Raw genomic sequence first — 15,541 nt, forward strand, 5'->3', positions numbered from 1 at the left:
GCACCTTGGAATATCAAGCCCCACAAGACTTATTAGCAAACAAAACCATACTTGTCACCGGAGCAGGCTCTGGCATTGGTAAAGAAATTGCGCTCACTTACGCCAAACACGGGGCTCGCGTGATCTTACTGGGTCGCACCGTAGCAAAATTAGAAGCGGTATATGACGAAATTGAAGCCCTTGGCGCACCGCAGCCGGCAATCATTCCAATGGATTTAAAAGGTGCCACCGAACAACATTATCAAGATATGGCAGAAACCATTGCGGGACAATTTGGCCACCTCGACGGCTTAGTTCATAATGCTGGCGCACTTGGCGTACTTGGCCCATTTCATCAAATCGGCCAAGATATGTGGGATGAGGTAATGCAAGTAAATGTGAAATCACAGTTTTTGATGACTAAACATTTATTACCTGTGCTAAAAGAAGCAACAGCCGCTTCGATTATTTTCACTAGCTCAAGTGTTGGCAGACAGGGGCGAGCGTACTGGGGCGTGTACGCTATTTCAAAATTTGCCACCGAAGGCATGATGCAAACCTTAGCCAGTGAGCTTGATGGCAGCCATGTGCGTGCCAACTGCATTAACCCAGGCGCCACTCATACCCCAATGCGCTCTAAAGCCTACCCCGCAGAAGACGCAGATTTGCTTAAGCGCCCGGCGGATATCATGCCAACCTATCTATACTTAATGGGAGCGGATAGCTTAGCGGTCAATGGCCAAAGTTTGAACGCGCAGTAATTTATTCAGGAGCGTTAATGCAAGATCCAACCAGTAAGCGCTTAAAAGCCACCCTCGAACAATGGCGTATTTTACAAGCCGTGGTGGATCATGGTGGCTATAGCAAAGCCGCTGAGGCATTAAATAAGAGCCAGTCTTCACTCAACCATGCGGTAACCAAATTACAGCACCAAATGGGCGTAGCGCTACTTGAAGTAAAGGGCCGTAAAGCCTATTTAACGAATGCCGGCGAAGTCATGCTGCGCCGCTCTCGGTTATTAACCCAAAGCGCATTTGAGCTTGAACAACTGGCGGATAATTTGTGCCAAGGTTGGGAGCCAGAAATCACCTTGTATGCTGAGATTATTTATCCCAGAGAACGTTTATATCGTGCTCTGCAGGCTTTTTTACCGCAAAGCCGCGGCAGCCGTATTAAATTGCTGGACTCGGTGATTACTGGCACCAGTGATGCGATAATCAAAAAACAGGCTGATATTGTGATCACAGGCCAGTTGCCTAAGGGCTACCTTGGCCAGCCTCTTATTAACGTTCATTTAGTTCCTTGTATTAGCCCCCTCCATCCTTTGAGCCAGCAATCCACTGTTGATGTAAAAGAGCTGATGCAAGAATTACAAGTCGTGATTAAAGACACAGCTATCACACCTAATGAAAGTTTAGGCTGGCTTAAATCCGAGCAGCGCTTAACCGTGAGTAATTTTCACGAAGCAGTGAGCTTGGTCAGTCAAGGCATCGGCTTTGCGTGGTTTCCGAAGCACTTTGTTGCCTCACAACTCAAACAGAAACAATTACAAATGCTGCCGCTAAAACAGGGTAAATCAAGAACCAGTATGACTCACTTAGTGGTGCCCGATGAAACCCGCATCGGCCCGGGCGCATCCACCTTTGTTAACTGCCTTTTGGCAGAGCATAATCTCGAGTCTGACGCATTTTATGACAGCAACAAGGAGCCAATAGCGTGAAACTAAATTGTGACATGGGCGAAAACTATGGCAACTGGAATTTGGGCAGTGATGAGGCCGTCATGCCTTATGTCGACATGGCCAATATAGCTTGTGGCTTCCATGCCAGCGATCCCCTAACGATGGATCGCACGGTTAAATTGGCGAAACAATACCAAGTGACTGTCGGTGCCCATCCGGGCTACCCCGACTTAGTCGGGTTTGGTCGCCGCGCCATGGCTATCGAAAACAACGAACTGCGCAGTATTATCCAATATCAAGTGGGCGCTCTCGCCGCTATTTGCCGTGCAAATCAAGTCGAATTATCCTACGTAAAACCTCACGGCGCGCTCTATCACGCAATGATGCAACAACCCGAGACCATGGCAACTATCATGGATGCGGTAAAGGAAATGGAGTTAAATCTAGCCTTGATGATCCAAGCTGATAGTCAGTACCAGGCCCATCAAGCCCAAGCCGACGCGCGCCAACTGCCGCTGATATTTGAAGCCTTTGCCGATCGTTGCTACCAAGACAATGGCTCGTTACTTGGACGTGACCAAAATGGCGCTCAGCTTGATGAGCAGCAGATGCTCGAACAAGCTCATCGTCTAATGAACAAGCAGCAAGTGATTACTCATTCACAACAAATCTTGGCCGTTAAGGCCGAAACCTTATGTGTGCATGGCGATAATCCGGCGGCAATTAATGGTATTGCGAAACTGGCTGCGCTGTTAAGGCCACCGTTGTAATAATGAAGATCGAGCCGCTTAATGAGAGCAGTCTATTAGTCAGTTTCTCAGACGAGATCAGCGAGCCGGTATTAGACTTGATCCGTTTATTTTGTCAGCAACTGATGCGCAGCTCAGCACGAGCGGCCATTGTCGAGTTAGTGCCCTCCTACAACACGGTGATGCTGGTTTACCGCTTAACGCAAACGGACTATGACAGCTTGCATCGCGAACTCCAGCAGTGCTACCAACAAGCGCAAAGACAAAGCAAGCAACTCATCCGCCCACGTGTTGTCGAATTACCCGTGTTTTACAGTGAAACCACGGGCCCTGATTTGGCGCGTATTAGTCAGCAAACAGGCTTGTCTGTACAAGACATCATTAACCGGCATACTCAGACTCAATATCGAGTTTACGCCATCGGTTTTAGTCCGGGGTATCCCTATTTAGCGAGTGTCGATTCACTCATCGCTCAGCCACGTTTAACTGCGCCGCGAAAAAATGTGCCCGCAGGCAGTGTCGGCATTGCCGATACGCAAACAGGCATTTACCCGAAAGCCTCACCCGGCGGCTGGAACATTATTGGTAATTGCCCTGAGCCTTTACTTGATAGCCAGCTCAGTTGTCGATTAAATGTGGGGGATACGGTGCAATTTGTAACCATTAATGAAAGAGAGTTTGTGGCCTTAGGCGGTAAGATTACGGTAGGTTTTAATGAGCTTTAAAGTGATTAATGGAGGCTTGCTGAGCACGCTTCAAGACTTAGGTCGCTTGGGCCATAGCCACACAGGGTTTAGCCAAGGTGGTAGCTTAGATTTAAAAGCCGCTTGCTGGGCGAATTATCTCCTTGGTAATTCGATGGACTGTGCAGTGATCGAAATCACCTTAGGTCAATTAAGCCTACAAGCGCAGCAGAGCACGGTTTTTGCTGTATGCGGCGCCAATATGCAAATGCGCATAAATGAACGCCCACTTCAGCCTTGGCGTAGCGCTGTTATCAAGGCCGGAGAAACCCTAAGTTTTGGCCACTGTCGGCAAGGCATGCGTTGCTACTTAAGTGTATCGGGAGGCTTTAAACTACCGTTACAACTGGGCAGTGTTGCTACTGTCAGCCGCGACCAGCTCGGCGGCCTTAACGCGGGAGCCAAGCTGCAAACTGGCGATGTGCTGCCTTTTTCTCCCGTTAACATCAATAAACAACATGCATTTACTCAGCTGTGTGTGCCAGCGACATATTATCAACATGGTTATCAAAGCACCCATCATAGCTGGGTTAACTTAAATGTGTTTAAAGGCCCACAATGGCATTTATTTAGCGCCAAGGATCAACAAGCCTTTTTACAGCAACATTTTGTGTTAGATCAGCAAAGTAATCGCATGGCGGCTAAATTTAACGGTGCGCCACTTAGCAGTAATATCAAAGGAATTGTCTCGCAAGGGATCAATCTAGGTGCCATTCAAGTCCCGCCGAATGGCTTACCCATGGCATTGTTAAACGACCGGCAAACCTTAGGTGGCTATGCCAAAATAGCCAATCTAACCCACCAAGCTTGTTGGAAATTAGCCCAACTACCGCCGGGCTGTCATGTACAATTTACTTTAGCCGATTTAGCAACAGAACAAGCCAAGCTGCGCCAGTTTTATCGGTTTTTTGGCATCAACTTATAGTAAAAACACGCTGTAGCAGAAACATAGTTTTGCGCATTAATTACGGCGGCGTCTTTTCTTTTTCGGTTTATCTTTTAGTTTTTCTTCACGTTCAAGTGTGAGTTGCTCAACCAGCACTTTTTCTTTTTCTACCATCTCTGGGGTTTCTAAGCTGATTCGACCAATGGCAGCAGAGCGAATTTCATGAAGGAGGATTTCTGACACTTTATGCAGATCAGCTCGCCCACCCGCTCTTTTCGCACCGCGTTTAGCCGCAATCGCTTCAAGTAGTGCTAAATCAGATTGCGGTAGTTCATCGAGTTGGTAGCGCGCCTTTAATAACTCAGGATAGGCTTTGAGCAAATAATCGGCAGCAAAAAATGCCACTTCTTCATATTCCATCGCCGTATCTTTAATTGCGCCCGTGGTGGCTAAACGATAACTGGAATTTTCGTTCATCACTTTCGGCCATAAAATACCGGGAGTATCCGATAAAACGATGCCGTTTTTAAGGTTAATCCGCTGCTGCGCTTTGGTCACTGCCGGCTCATTACCCGTTTTAGCAATAATGCGACCGGCTAATATGTTAATCGTGGTCGATTTACCTACGTTAGGGATCCCCATTATCATGGCGCGAATATTTTCTAAGCCTTGATCTCTTGCGGGAAACATCGCACGACATAAATCTAGGATAGCGCGCACTTGCTCTGGCTCTTGAGTGGTTAGTGCCACTGCTCTCATATTAGGCTGCTGATTATAATAATCTAACCACAGCTGAGTGATAGCGGGATCCGCTAAGTCTGATTTGTTAAGAATTTTTATACAGGGTTTATCACCTCTTACTTCGGTGATAACAGGGTTTTCACTGCTGTACGGAATACGCGCGTCCAATACTTCAATGATCAAATCGACATTTGGCATAGCTTCGCGAATTTCACGTTGCGCTTTATGCATATGACCTGGATACCAATGAACTGCCACTTTTTTTCTCCTTCAGTTAAACCCGCGCGCAATACTAACGACTAACAGCAAGAAGTACAGGTTTTCTCATCAATAAGCCCTTTGTAAGAGTAGCCAGAGATAAAATAATCAGGACAACTAAATTTAAGTTCAATTTTAGTACAAAGCTCCACTAAAAAAGCCAATAACAAAATCACCTACATAAAAACCGTATTTTTTCAATTTTATAACCTGCATCACGAATTCGCCTGACTTAATTGCATTCAACTCGCTAGGACTCTAGATTAAGGATATATCGTTGATTCCTATTAAATATTTAACGGTAATAATAAAAAACAGAAAACACACTACAATAGAGTCTAAAGCCGCTTGGCTTTTACCCTGTATTCACAACAAAAAGGATCAGTACATGTCGCTGAAAAAGAAACTAACCCTAGCCCTTGCTGCAACAAGCTTAAGCCTAGGTATGGCCATTCCTTCGGCCAGCGCACAAGAATTTATTAGCATAGGTACCGGTGGTGTAACAGGTGTTTACTACCCTACTGGCGGTGCTATTTGTCGCTTAGTCAATAAAGGCAAAGCTGATCACAATATTCGCTGCTCGGTTGAAAGTACCGGCGGTTCAATCTACAACTTAAACACCATTCGTGCAGGTGAGCTAGACATGGGCGTGGCTCAGTCAGACTCTCAACACTATGCCTATAACGGTGAAGGTCCCTTCAAAGAAGCAGGCGCATTTAAAGAGCTACGTTCAGTATTTTCTGTCCACGCCGAACCTTTCACAATTGTGGCGCGTAAAGACGCTAACATCAAAAACTTTGCTGACTTAAAAGGCAAGCGCGTTAACGTAGGTAACCCCGGCTCTGGCCAACGTAGCACCATGGAATTAGTGATGGGCGCTTATGGTTGGACTAATGCTGACTTTACTCTGGCTTCCGAGCTTAAGCCTGCTGAGCAATCTCAAGCTTTATGTGACAATAAAGTGGATGCCATCGTTTACGTGGTTGGCCATCCAAATGGCTCAATTAAAGAAGCAACTACATCATGTGAAACAGTGTTGGTTAACGTAGCAGGCCCTGAAATCGACAAACTAGTCGAAGGCAAACCTTACTACCGCCAAGTGTCCATTCCAGGTGGCATGTACCAAGGTAGCGAGCAAGACACGCAAACTTTTGGTGTTGGCGCAACGTTTGTAAGCTCAACCAAAACATCCGATAAAGTAGTTTATGAAGTGGTTAAAGCGGTGTTTGAGAACTTTAATCAGTTCAAACGCTTACACCCTGCCTTCTCACATCTTGAAAAATCTCAAATGGTGAAGGATTCATTATCTGCACCCCTTCACGAAGGTGCGAAAAAATACTACATGGAAGCGGGTTTAATTAAGTAAACCCGAACCTATAACCAACCTAGGGTCTGTTGATCTTTGCTGGTTAATTTTTGTTCGAGATAAAAGCGTTTTGAGCAAGGCGAGCAGTGTGTAGCTTAGCATTCTAAGTAAATACTGCTCAACGATGGGCAAAACGCTTTTAGCCGAATCCGTAGGACAGCGTTTGTTGGGTATTTCTACTGCGTTATCGCCTTTTCGTGTAGCTCTAGCTACACCACAATAGCGCTGCCTTGTATAAATACCCTACAATTCGCTGCAAAAACAATCACGAAAGATCAACAAACCCTAGGGGAGCGCAATGCTCCTCTCTTTGTTTTTATCACGCCATATTAATTTCATCGCCATAGGGGGCTCAATGGCCACATCGTTAAAAACCGATACCGAGCTCGAGCTGCAGGAAATGCTAGCTCAATCTGATACGGGGGCGCGTCAACCAATGGGTAGCGCAGGCAAAATTTTGCTTGCAGTGCCTTTTTTATGGGCGCTATTTCAACTTTGGTATGCCTCACCGCTGCCATTTATGCTCAATTTTTTGGTACTCAATGACACCCAAGCACGTTCAATTCACTTAGCATTTGCGGTGTTTCTTGCCTTCACGGCTTACCCAGCGTTAAAGAGTTCACCTCGTAGTCATATTCCTTGGCAAGATTGGCTATTTGCCCTTGTTGGCGCATTTTGTGCCTCTTACTTGTTAATTTTTTATGAGGAAATCGCTAATCGCTCTGGCGCACCAACCTCCTTTGACGTAGTTGCAGGTGTGACAGGTATGATACTGCTACTAGAAGCCACGCGCCGCGCCCTTGGGCCACCGTTAATGATAGTGGCAGCAGTATTTTTAACTTACGCCCTTGCCGGGCCTTACATGCCCGATATCATTGCCCATAAAGGCGCCAGCTTAAACAAGCTTATTTCACACCAATGGCTCACCACTGAAGGGGTATTTGGTGTTGCGCTTGGCGTTTCTACCTCTTTTGTCTTTATGTTTGTATTATTTGGCGCCCTGCTGGATAAAGCGGGTGCAGGTAACTATTTCATTAAAGTGGCTTTTTCTTTACTAGGCCACATGCGCGGCGGTCCAGCAAAAGCAGCCGTGGTCGCTTCTGGGTTGAGTGGCTTAGTGTCTGGCTCATCCATTGCTAACGTGGTCACCACAGGTACCTTTACCATCCCATTGATGAAACGAGTGGGCTTCCCTGCTGAAAAAGCGGGAGCGGTAGAAGTTGCCGCGTCAACCAATGGTCAATTAACGCCTCCCATTATGGGAGCGGCCGCTTTTTTGATGGTGGAGTATGTCGGTATTCCTTATGTTGACGTGATCAAACACGCCATTTTGCCGGCTTTAATTTCTTACATTGCACTGATATACATCGTGCATTTAGAAGCGCTAAAAGCGGATATGAAAGGCCTAGAAGGCCCCAATAAACTCACTACTGCACAATTTTTGTTTGTGTTACTGACAGGCCTGCTGATGGCGGCAGGTTTTGGCGCGCTGGTGTTTTACTTCATTTCTTGGAGCAAAGCGTTATTGGGTGATTTTGCAACATTAATGATTGCCAGTGTTACCATCGCTACCTACGCTGGTTTAGTTTATGTCTCAGCGAAAAATGAAGATCTTGAGATTGATGATCCCAATGAGAAAGAAGTGCTGATCCCACCATTAGGCAGCACTGTTGTTTCCGGGCTCTATTACTTATTGCCCATTGTTGCGTTAATTTGGTGTTTAGTGATTGAACGCTTCTCACCGGGCTTATCGGCGTTTTGGGCCACGGTATTTATGATGTTTATCGTCGTCACTCATCGCCCTCTAAAAGCTTTTTTTAGACAGCAATCTGCTTTACCTAAAACGGTTAAGCTAGGTTTGATGGATCTATTTGAAAGTTTAGTCAGTGGCTCGCGCAACATGATCGGTATCGGCGTCGCCACAGCGGCAGCGGGCATCGTTGTCGGCACGGTGACGCTCACCGGTATTGGCTTGGTGATGACGGAGTTTGTTGAGTTTATCTCCGGCGGCAATTTATTCTTGATTTTGCTGTTTACCGCCATTATCAGCTTAATATTAGGCATGGGCTTACCCACCACAGCGAACTACATTGTGGTGTCAACCTTAATGGCACCGGTGATTGTGACATTAGGCGCCAACGCTGGCTTAATTGTCCCCTTGATTGCCGTACACTTATTTGTGTTCTACTTCGGCATCTTGGCAGACGATACACCCCCTGTAGGTCTCGCGGCTTTTGCGGCAGCGGCTATCGCCAAATCGGATCCGATTAAGACCGGTATCCAAGGTTTTACTTACGACATCCGCACCGCGATTTTGCCCTTTATGTTCATTTTTAATACCCAGCTATTATTAATTGGCATAGATAGTTGGTGGCATTTAGCCGGCACTATTTTTAGTGCCACCGTTGCCATGCTCGCCTTTGCTGCCGCTACTCAAGGCTACTGGCTAGTTAAAACTAAATGGTGGGAAGTAGTAGGCTTACTATTAGTTGCTTTTACCTTATTCCGCCCGGGCTTTTGGTGGGATGAGGTTTATCCGCCAAGTGAGCAAGTTGCAGCAACACAACTGAATCAGGTCATTGGCGAGCTGGCGATTAATCAGCCACTGCAACTTCGTGTTTCGGGTGAATCGCTCGACGGCGATCAAGTCAGCAAAATCGTTCGCTTACCGTTTGCCGAAACAGCAGAAACGCCAGCGCAACGCATTCTCAGCACGGGGTTGAACTTACGACAGGAAGATGGTCAGACCATCGTCGACTTTGTTGAGTTTGATAGTCCGGCACAACAAGAAGGTATTGATTTTGACTGGGTCATTGAAAATATTGAAAGACCGCTAGATCGCCCAGCAAAAGAGTGGATGTATATTCCAGCCTTGCTGTTATTAGGGTTAATGGCAATGGGGCAACTCAAGCGCCGCCGTGAAACAGCACAAACCGCATAAGGGATAGAGATGTATAAAAATATACTGGTACCCGTCGATTTAAACGCGAAAGGTTTTTCAGATAAAGCCTTAACCGCCGCCATCTGGCAGGCTAAACAAAGCCATGCAAAATTGTTTTTATTAACGATATTGCCAGGAATGAACATGCCAATGGTGGCATCATACTTTCCTGAATCAGCGATCAAAGCCATGGCAAATGATACCAGAGATCAATTAAAAGCATTTGCCGAAGAAAAAATTCCCGATGATCTAGATGTCGTCGTTCACGTTGGCCAAGGTAAGCCCTACAAGCAAATATTAACGTATGCCCACGAGCAAAAAATTGACTTGATCATTATGCCGAGTCATAAGCGCTCTAAGCTCAATAAAGCGGTACTTGGCTCTGTGGCGGCGAAAGTTGTTGAACGCGCACCAATAGACGTAATGGTCATTAAACCTTAGCTTGCTTTATAACAATGCAAAAATCTTAAACTGACAGCGAAAATTGTTGAACGCGCATCAATCGATAGATGTAATGGTCATTAAGCCTTAGTTTGCTTTATAACAATGCAAAAATCTTAAACTGACAGCATAATAGCTGCCAGTTTAAGTAGAACAACACAGATGTATAATGTTTCTGTGCTGAACCATAGGAAGTCAAATGGAATTATCAAACAAAACACGTGAAACCATCAGTCAAATTGCCAGCGGCGATATTGGCTATATCAGTAAAGCCGTAACCTGTGCAATTAAGACTCTGGATGAGATAGTACAAGATGAGTCATTACCTGAAGCGGTAAGAAACAAAGCTGCTTTTGCGGCAGCCAATTTACATTTGAGTGATCATGAGGACTAAACGAGATTACATCCTCGGTTAACCGCGGCAACGTTTGCTGAAGTCTCCAACCGGACAGACAAACGTTTGCTGCTTAAGGTATAGCTCTGTTTGCCTCGCGGCACTTTCAAATGCGCGCAAGGACTGTTGGTCTGTGAAAATATCCTGCTTAAGCCGCTCAATCGAAATCGCAGTAACGTCAAAAGGTGCAACACGCCACTCGCGCGTGATTAAGTAAATCGCTTCTTTTCCTCTAATGGCTTTAAAATAGGCAATAACACCTTGCTCGGTGCCACGACGACGACCACAATAATACTTACCGTACGCCACACCAATGTCATACTCAGTATCAGCATAAATAGGCTCATTGACTGAACCGTCACAGACACTGTTGACAATATCTTTCAGCGACGTCGCGAAACGCTCGGCGGGCATACTTTTTGGCAAAGCGGTCAACCATTGCTCGTTAAGTAAATCGCTGTAGTTAAACTGGCTTTGACCTTCAGGGATATGTTCAATCTCGCGAAAACTGCCCAAACGTTCATCTTTTATTTTCTGCCAGCTTCCCCAACCAGGAAAAACCCCCACCGTTAAAAACTCACGACTGGCGTCTCTGCGTTTTTGGGTTTTCTTGCGCTCTTGTTCGTAAGAGGGTTCAGCAACGTCTAAATCACAGGGTTGGCTAGAAAAAACGACTTTATCACCAAAATCACACTGATAAAACGACGCCATAGCTGGCGTGGTTAACAGCATTAACAATGTTAATAAATAAAGACGTAAATATTTCATTATGTAATTGTCGCTTCCATATCGACACGGGCTCAGGCTAATATTGCCAGACCTCGCCTGTTACCTATAATTTTTTTACTCACTTTGTGATTCAAAACACAAAGGCAAGCCACTGTTTGCACTATTTTTTTAGGTTAACCACCTGATGTTAGGGAAAACATTACTTTCGTTCAGTTTTAACTGTCACTCATTCAGGATAGTTGATAACATAAACATTATATTTAATAGACATCAGGCTGTATGAATACTAACCATATTCGGGCTTCCGTTGCGAAGTTCAACTTCATCTTCTCTCGTTTTTTATAACTGGTTTTTTAAATATGTCATTTAGACTCGACAATGAGACAGGTAAGTTACGCGTAAAAGGGGTAATAACAGATTGCGTTATCTCTAGCTTAGTCGCGTTTACCATTGCTCTAATATTAAAACTTACGGAAATCACTACCAGCTTTACCTTAAGTGCTCTTATCGCGCACAGCTTTAGCATGTCATGTATTTTCGTTGCAGTGTTAGTTGACGCTTACTACCCCTTTGCTGCTCGCATGTTTAAAACGAGTATCATTGTCGCTGTAGGGATGGCGTTCGGCGCCATCTTTACTTACATTTTATTGATTAATTTCTATGGCCACTCGACAAACTTTCTTAGTGACCGTATTTTTAAAGCAGCTGTCATTTCCCTTTCAATTGGCGCTGTTGTGACTTTTTTCTTCCACAGCCGCGATAAAACCGTTTTAATTCAACATAAATTAAGTGAAGCCCAACTACAAAAGGCCAATCAAGAAAAAGCACTGATTGAAAGCCAACTGAAGATGCTGCAGAGCCAAATTGAGCCGCATTTTTTATTCAATACATTGGCAAATATACAAGCCATGATATTTCATCAGCCGGAAGTAGCAAGCCAATTATTAACTAACTTAACGGATTTACTGAGACAAAGTTTAACCAAAACTCGCCAGGATAAAATACATATTAATGATGAAATCACCTTTATAAAGTCATATTTATCTATTCAAAAAATACGTTTAGGTGATCGTCTTGACTTTCAAATAGAAGTCAGTGAGCATTTGCCTGAAGATACCCACGTACCGCCATTATTAGTACAACCTCTGGTTGAAAATGCCGTTAAACATGGTATAGGCCCAAGACCACAAGGAGGCGAAATAAAAGTCAGTTTTGCCAAAATTAATGATCAACTCTGTATTGCGATAAAAGATAATGGCGTGGGTTTTTCTATTAGTCACACCAAAGGGAATGGCATTGCACTAAATAATATTCGTAACCGGGTAAGTAGTTTATTCGGCGTTAAAGGCAAACTAGTGATTCGTGAAAATATGTCAGGGGGCGTCACTTCTGAACTTTATATGCCACTATTAACGGCCCCGGTAGAACAATCTGAAACCACTTAAAACCTCTTAAACTAGCTAAATTTTGTACAAATTAGCTTTGTCAGCTAAAATATTGATGTTTAAGCTGAACTCAAAGGATTGGGTTATGTATGTTATGGATTAGCATCATTATACTTTTTGCGTTACTACTGTTCGTAATAGCAATGACAATAAAGTCGCTATTATCAAGCCCCCTCTTTACTCAGCCAGAGCGCTATTTTTCCCTTTATAAAAATAACCAACCGCCACGTTTAACCGGGTTTGATCAGATTAATTGCTGGGCTCAGAATCATTATTTTTTTGAGGATAGCCAGTTTCTATTTCATCGTGCCAAACACCAAGTTGATTGTGCTTGCTGGATTAACGAAGCTGAATCTTGTTACCTGATAGTATGTCAATTTCCAACTAAGCAAAAAATATTTTTTGTGCAACTGTTTCAGCATGGCCACCATTACATTACCGCGAACACTCACCCTGGTTTAATTGCCCCCAGCCTAACGCAAGTAGATTATACTTTTCTGCCATTAGCCGATATTTTTCAGCTTTGGCAATACCACCAACAACATTCACAATCACAGAATGCCTATATTGCCAATATGAAAACGTATCGGCTATTATGCCGTTTTATTCGTAAACAGCACGCCAGCTATTTGGCGTTACCTTGGTGGAAAATCAATTACTTTAAGCTGCTGGCATTTTCCAAAATGAATCAAACGCCACCCGCATAGCAATATATTTTAAACCCGCTTAATGCCTTTTAAATTATCAAAACTGGACGTTACCGCCGTAGTTAAAAAATCGCTCATAAAGGGTAAATCTGCTTGCTCTTCACGAATGGCGGCATACAAGGTATTCCATAAGCCATCCTTACCTAACGGCTTAGCTAGCACATAATCACGCTCGAGATATTCAGTTAACGCCCAATTAGGCAGTGCCGCAACGCCCCTGCCGCTCGCCACTAATTGCAGCATCATAATCGTCATGTCCGCTTGCCTGATCCCAGTCGGCTCAACCCCTGCAGGGTCAAGAAATAAACTAAATATATCTAAACGCTCTGTCTCAACGGGATACGTAATCAATATTTCATTGGCAATATCTTCAGGCTCAACAAACGCCTTACTCGCCAGCGCATGGTGGCGACTAATTGCCAACATAGGTTGATAACTAAACAAAGGTATATAGCGTAATCCGGTGATTTCTTTCGGATCGGAGGTGACAACCAGATCTAAGTCTCCTCGCGCTAACGCAGGCAATGGCGCAAAGCTAAAACCACTGCTCAAATCTAACTCAACCTCAGGCCAACTGTCTCTGAATTTATCGATGGCTGGCATCAACCACTGAAAACAAGAATGGCATTCAATTGCCATATGTAAACGGCCAGCTTCTCCGGCATTCAGACGACTGATATCTCGTTCAGCACTGGCGAGACTGGGTAAAATTTCATCCGCTAAAGTAAGTAATCGCTGCCCCGCAACAGTAAACCGAATAGGACGTGTTTTGCGTATAAACAACCGCGTATTAAGCTTATCTTCCAAATCTTTAAGTTGATGAGATAAAGCAGATTGGGTTAAAAACAATCGCTCTGCGGCCTCAACCAAAGAGCCACTTCTGCGCAGCGCAACTAAGGTATTAAGATGCTTAATTTCTATCACTTGAAGAAAACCTTAGATAAAGTACAAAAAACATGAATTTGTTTCATTTTATTGTATTTATTGGCAAATAACTAGGTCAAACAAAGGGATCGACCCACAGCCAAATCTGCCAATAGAAAATTTTACGATATAATATGCGCGTCTGGCTCAATCAAAACGACAATGAACTGATTTAACTAAACGTTTTTCGCACCCTAAACAGTTTATTCTGACGCCAGAATCAGGTAATTTGAATAAACATCGGATTCATCACTAAGTAGAGCTATCCATTAAATGTTTTCTATCAACAAATCGCAAAAACTCGATAACGTTTGTTACGACATTCGAGGGCCCGTTTTAAAACATGCAAAAAGGCTAGAAGACGAAGGCCACAAAGTTTTAAAACTCAATATTGGAAACCCAGCCCCATTTGGCTTTGAAGCGCCTGATGAAATTGTTATGGACGTGCTGCAAAACTTGCCACAAAGCCAGGGTTATTGTGATTCAAAAGGCTTATTCTCGGCGCGTAAAGCCGTGGTCCAGTTTTATCAGCAACAAGGCATGAAAAATGTCGATGTCGATGATATCTACATGGGCAATGGCGTCAGCGAGTTAATCGTGATGGCAATGCAAGCGTTGCTCAATAACGGTGATGAACTGCTGGTGCCGTCACCAGATTATCCATTGTGGACGGCAGCGGTTACCTTAGCCGGCGGACATCCGGTTCATTATATTTGTGATGAAGAGGCAAATTGGTTCCCGGATTTAGATGATATAAAAAGTAAAATATCACCGCGAACGAAAGCCATTGTACTAATAAACCCTAACAACCCAACCGGTGCGGTATATAGCCGTGAATTGCTAGAGCAAGTGTTACAAATAGCACGAGAGCATAACCTAGTGGTATTCGCAGATGAAATTTACTCTAAAATCATCTATGACGACGCGGAGCATATCCCACTTTGTACACTGGCTGACGACTTGCTCATTGTAACTTTTAACGGTTTATCGAAAGCTTACCGTGTGTGTGGATTCCGCGTTGGCTGGATGATGATCAGTGGCGCTAAAACCCAAGCTAAAGATTACATTAGTGGGCTAGATATGCTCGCCTCGATGCGCTTGTGCTCCAATGTCCCGATGCAACACGCAGTGCAAACCGCATTAGGTGGCTATCAGAGTATTAACGAGCTTATCGTTCCCGGTGGTCGCTTATACGAGCAGCGAGAAGTGGCTTGGCGCTTAATTAACGATATTCCGGGCCTGTCTTGTACTAAACCCGATGGCGCCATGTATTTGTTTCCGAAACTGGACCAGAAAAAATTTAACATCAAAGATGACCAACAGTTTGTACTCGATCTATTGCTGAAAGAAAAAATACTGTTAGTTCAAGGAACGGGCTTTAACTGGCATAAACCCGACCACTTCCGCCTAGTCTTTCTTCCTAATGTTGTTGATCTAGAGACCGCTATTTCTCGTATGGCGCGCTTTCTGGATAGCTACAAGCAATAGCCTCACAGCTACTTATCATGTAACACTTTGTAGCAGAAATGTGATGCACATTTCTGCTCTTTAAGGAGA

General features: G+C 44.4%; 15 protein-coding genes. 12 read left to right on the top strand and 3 right to left on the bottom strand.

Annotation, left to right across the window (positions count from 1 at the left end):
* Positions 1-5 precede the first annotated feature (5 nt).
* The 5 genes from K6Y31_RS11060 to K6Y31_RS11080 are packed head-to-tail and all read left to right on the top strand — an operon-like array spanning position 6 to position 4,077.
* Positions 6-740: a YciK family oxidoreductase gene (locus K6Y31_RS11060; RefSeq protein WP_233052837.1), complete on the top strand. Its 735-nt coding sequence runs from the start codon at positions 6-8 to the stop codon at positions 738-740.
* A 17-nt stretch (positions 741-757) separates the two neighbouring features.
* Positions 758-1,699, top strand: a complete 942-nt coding sequence (locus K6Y31_RS11065) for a LysR family transcriptional regulator (RefSeq protein WP_233052838.1) — start codon at positions 758-760, stop codon at positions 1,697-1,699.
* The gene (locus tag K6Y31_RS11070) at positions 1,696-2,430 is read left to right on the top strand and encodes a 5-oxoprolinase subunit PxpA (RefSeq protein ID WP_233052839.1); all 735 of its coding nucleotides are present in this window, start codon (positions 1,696-1,698) and stop codon (positions 2,428-2,430) included. The genes K6Y31_RS11065 and K6Y31_RS11070 overlap by 4 nt, the downstream gene beginning before the upstream one ends.
* A 2-nt stretch (positions 2,431-2,432) precedes the next feature.
* A complete protein-coding gene (gene pxpB / locus K6Y31_RS11075) occupies positions 2,433-3,134 on the top strand; it encodes a 5-oxoprolinase subunit PxpB (protein WP_233052840.1) in 702 nt (233 codons plus the stop codon).
* A complete protein-coding gene (locus K6Y31_RS11080; protein WP_233052841.1) occupies positions 3,124-4,077 on the top strand; it encodes a 5-oxoprolinase subunit C family protein in 954 nt (317 codons plus the stop codon). The genes pxpB and K6Y31_RS11080 overlap by 11 nt, the downstream gene beginning before the upstream one ends.
* 36 nt (positions 4,078-4,113) lie before the next feature.
* Here K6Y31_RS11080 and ylqF read toward each other — a convergent pair whose 3' ends face one another.
* Positions 4,114-5,037, bottom strand: coding sequence for a ribosome biogenesis GTPase YlqF (ylqF, locus tag K6Y31_RS11085; RefSeq protein ID WP_233052842.1), 924 nt, complete (start codon positions 5,035-5,037; stop codon positions 4,114-4,116).
* Positions 5,038-5,425: 388 nt separating this feature from the next.
* Here ylqF and K6Y31_RS11090 point away from each other — a divergent pair, with 388 nt between their 5' ends.
* From K6Y31_RS11090 to K6Y31_RS11110, 4 genes are all read left to right on the top strand, one after another.
* The gene (locus K6Y31_RS11090) at positions 5,426-6,403 is read left to right on the top strand and encodes a TAXI family TRAP transporter solute-binding subunit (protein WP_233052843.1); all 978 of its coding nucleotides are present in this window, start codon (positions 5,426-5,428) and stop codon (positions 6,401-6,403) included.
* Between the two features lie 355 nt (positions 6,404-6,758).
* A complete protein-coding gene (locus K6Y31_RS11100; protein ID WP_233052844.1) occupies positions 6,759-9,344 on the top strand; it encodes a TRAP transporter permease in 2,586 nt (861 codons plus the stop codon).
* Between the two features lie 9 nt (positions 9,345-9,353).
* Positions 9,354-9,785 (top strand): universal stress protein, encoded by a 432-nt coding sequence (locus K6Y31_RS11105; RefSeq protein WP_233052845.1) that lies wholly within the window; start codon positions 9,354-9,356, stop codon positions 9,783-9,785.
* A 199-nt stretch (positions 9,786-9,984) separates the two neighbouring features.
* Positions 9,985-10,179: a YaeP family protein gene (locus K6Y31_RS11110; protein ID WP_233052846.1), complete on the top strand. Its 195-nt coding sequence runs from the start codon at positions 9,985-9,987 to the stop codon at positions 10,177-10,179.
* An 18-nt stretch (positions 10,180-10,197) separates the two neighbouring features.
* On the opposite strand, the gene K6Y31_RS11115 is transcribed toward K6Y31_RS11110, so the two are convergent.
* Entirely contained in the window at positions 10,198-10,947 is a 750-nt protein-coding gene (locus tag K6Y31_RS11115; RefSeq protein ID WP_233052847.1) for a hypothetical protein, read from the bottom strand.
* Between the two features lie 320 nt (positions 10,948-11,267).
* Here K6Y31_RS11115 and K6Y31_RS11120 point away from each other — a divergent pair, with 320 nt between their 5' ends.
* Positions 11,268-12,353 carry a sensor histidine kinase gene (locus K6Y31_RS11120; protein WP_233052848.1) on the top strand — a complete coding sequence of 362 codons (1,086 nt, stop codon included), beginning with the start codon at positions 11,268-11,270 and terminating at the stop codon, positions 12,351-12,353.
* An 89-nt stretch (positions 12,354-12,442) separates the two neighbouring features.
* Positions 12,443-13,060, top strand: coding sequence for a hypothetical protein (locus K6Y31_RS11125; protein ID WP_233052849.1), 618 nt, complete (start codon positions 12,443-12,445; stop codon positions 13,058-13,060).
* A 9-nt stretch (positions 13,061-13,069) separates the two neighbouring features.
* On the opposite strand, the gene K6Y31_RS11130 is transcribed toward K6Y31_RS11125, so the two are convergent.
* On the bottom strand, positions 13,070-13,984 hold the full coding sequence (locus K6Y31_RS11130; RefSeq protein WP_233052850.1) for a LysR family transcriptional regulator: 915 nt from the start codon (positions 13,982-13,984) through the stop codon (positions 13,070-13,072).
* Between the two features lie 273 nt (positions 13,985-14,257).
* Here K6Y31_RS11130 and K6Y31_RS11135 point away from each other — a divergent pair, with 273 nt between their 5' ends.
* Positions 14,258-15,472 carry a pyridoxal phosphate-dependent aminotransferase gene (locus K6Y31_RS11135; RefSeq protein WP_233052851.1) on the top strand — a complete coding sequence of 405 codons (1,215 nt, stop codon included), beginning with the start codon at positions 14,258-14,260 and terminating at the stop codon, positions 15,470-15,472.
* Positions 15,473-15,541: the final 69 nt, after the last annotated feature.

Origin of the sequence: Motilimonas cestriensis, assembly GCF_021295315.1 — a bacterium.
GTDB classification, from domain to species: Bacteria; Pseudomonadota; Gammaproteobacteria; order Enterobacterales; family CBDFNC01; genus Motilimonas; species Motilimonas cestriensis.

Excerpts from the sequence above, each read along its gene's own strand:
- K6Y31_RS11090 (WP_233052843.1), top strand. The coding sequence starts at position 5,426 with ATGTCGCTGAAAAAGAAACTAACCCTAGCCCTTGCTGCAACAAGCTTA.
- K6Y31_RS11125 (WP_233052849.1), top strand. The coding sequence starts at position 12,443 with ATGTTATGGATTAGCATCATTATACTTTTTGCGTTACTACTGTTCGTA.
- pxpB (WP_233052840.1), top strand. The coding sequence starts at position 2,433 with ATGAAGATCGAGCCGCTTAATGAGAGCAGTCTATTAGTCAGTTTCTCA.
- K6Y31_RS11110 (WP_233052846.1), top strand. The coding sequence starts at position 9,985 with ATGGAATTATCAAACAAAACACGTGAAACCATCAGTCAAATTGCCAGC.
- K6Y31_RS11065 (WP_233052838.1), top strand. The coding sequence starts at position 758 with ATGCAAGATCCAACCAGTAAGCGCTTAAAAGCCACCCTCGAACAATGG.
- K6Y31_RS11100 (WP_233052844.1), top strand. The coding sequence starts at position 6,759 with ATGGCCACATCGTTAAAAACCGATACCGAGCTCGAGCTGCAGGAAATG.
- K6Y31_RS11120 (WP_233052848.1), top strand. The coding sequence starts at position 11,268 with ATGTCATTTAGACTCGACAATGAGACAGGTAAGTTACGCGTAAAAGGG.
- K6Y31_RS11115 (WP_233052847.1), bottom strand. The coding sequence starts at position 10,947 with ATGAAATATTTACGTCTTTATTTATTAACATTGTTAATGCTGTTAACC.
- K6Y31_RS11135 (WP_233052851.1), top strand. The coding sequence starts at position 14,258 with ATGTTTTCTATCAACAAATCGCAAAAACTCGATAACGTTTGTTACGAC.
- K6Y31_RS11080 (WP_233052841.1), top strand. The coding sequence starts at position 3,124 with ATGAGCTTTAAAGTGATTAATGGAGGCTTGCTGAGCACGCTTCAAGAC.
- K6Y31_RS11105 (WP_233052845.1), top strand. The coding sequence starts at position 9,354 with ATGTATAAAAATATACTGGTACCCGTCGATTTAAACGCGAAAGGTTTT.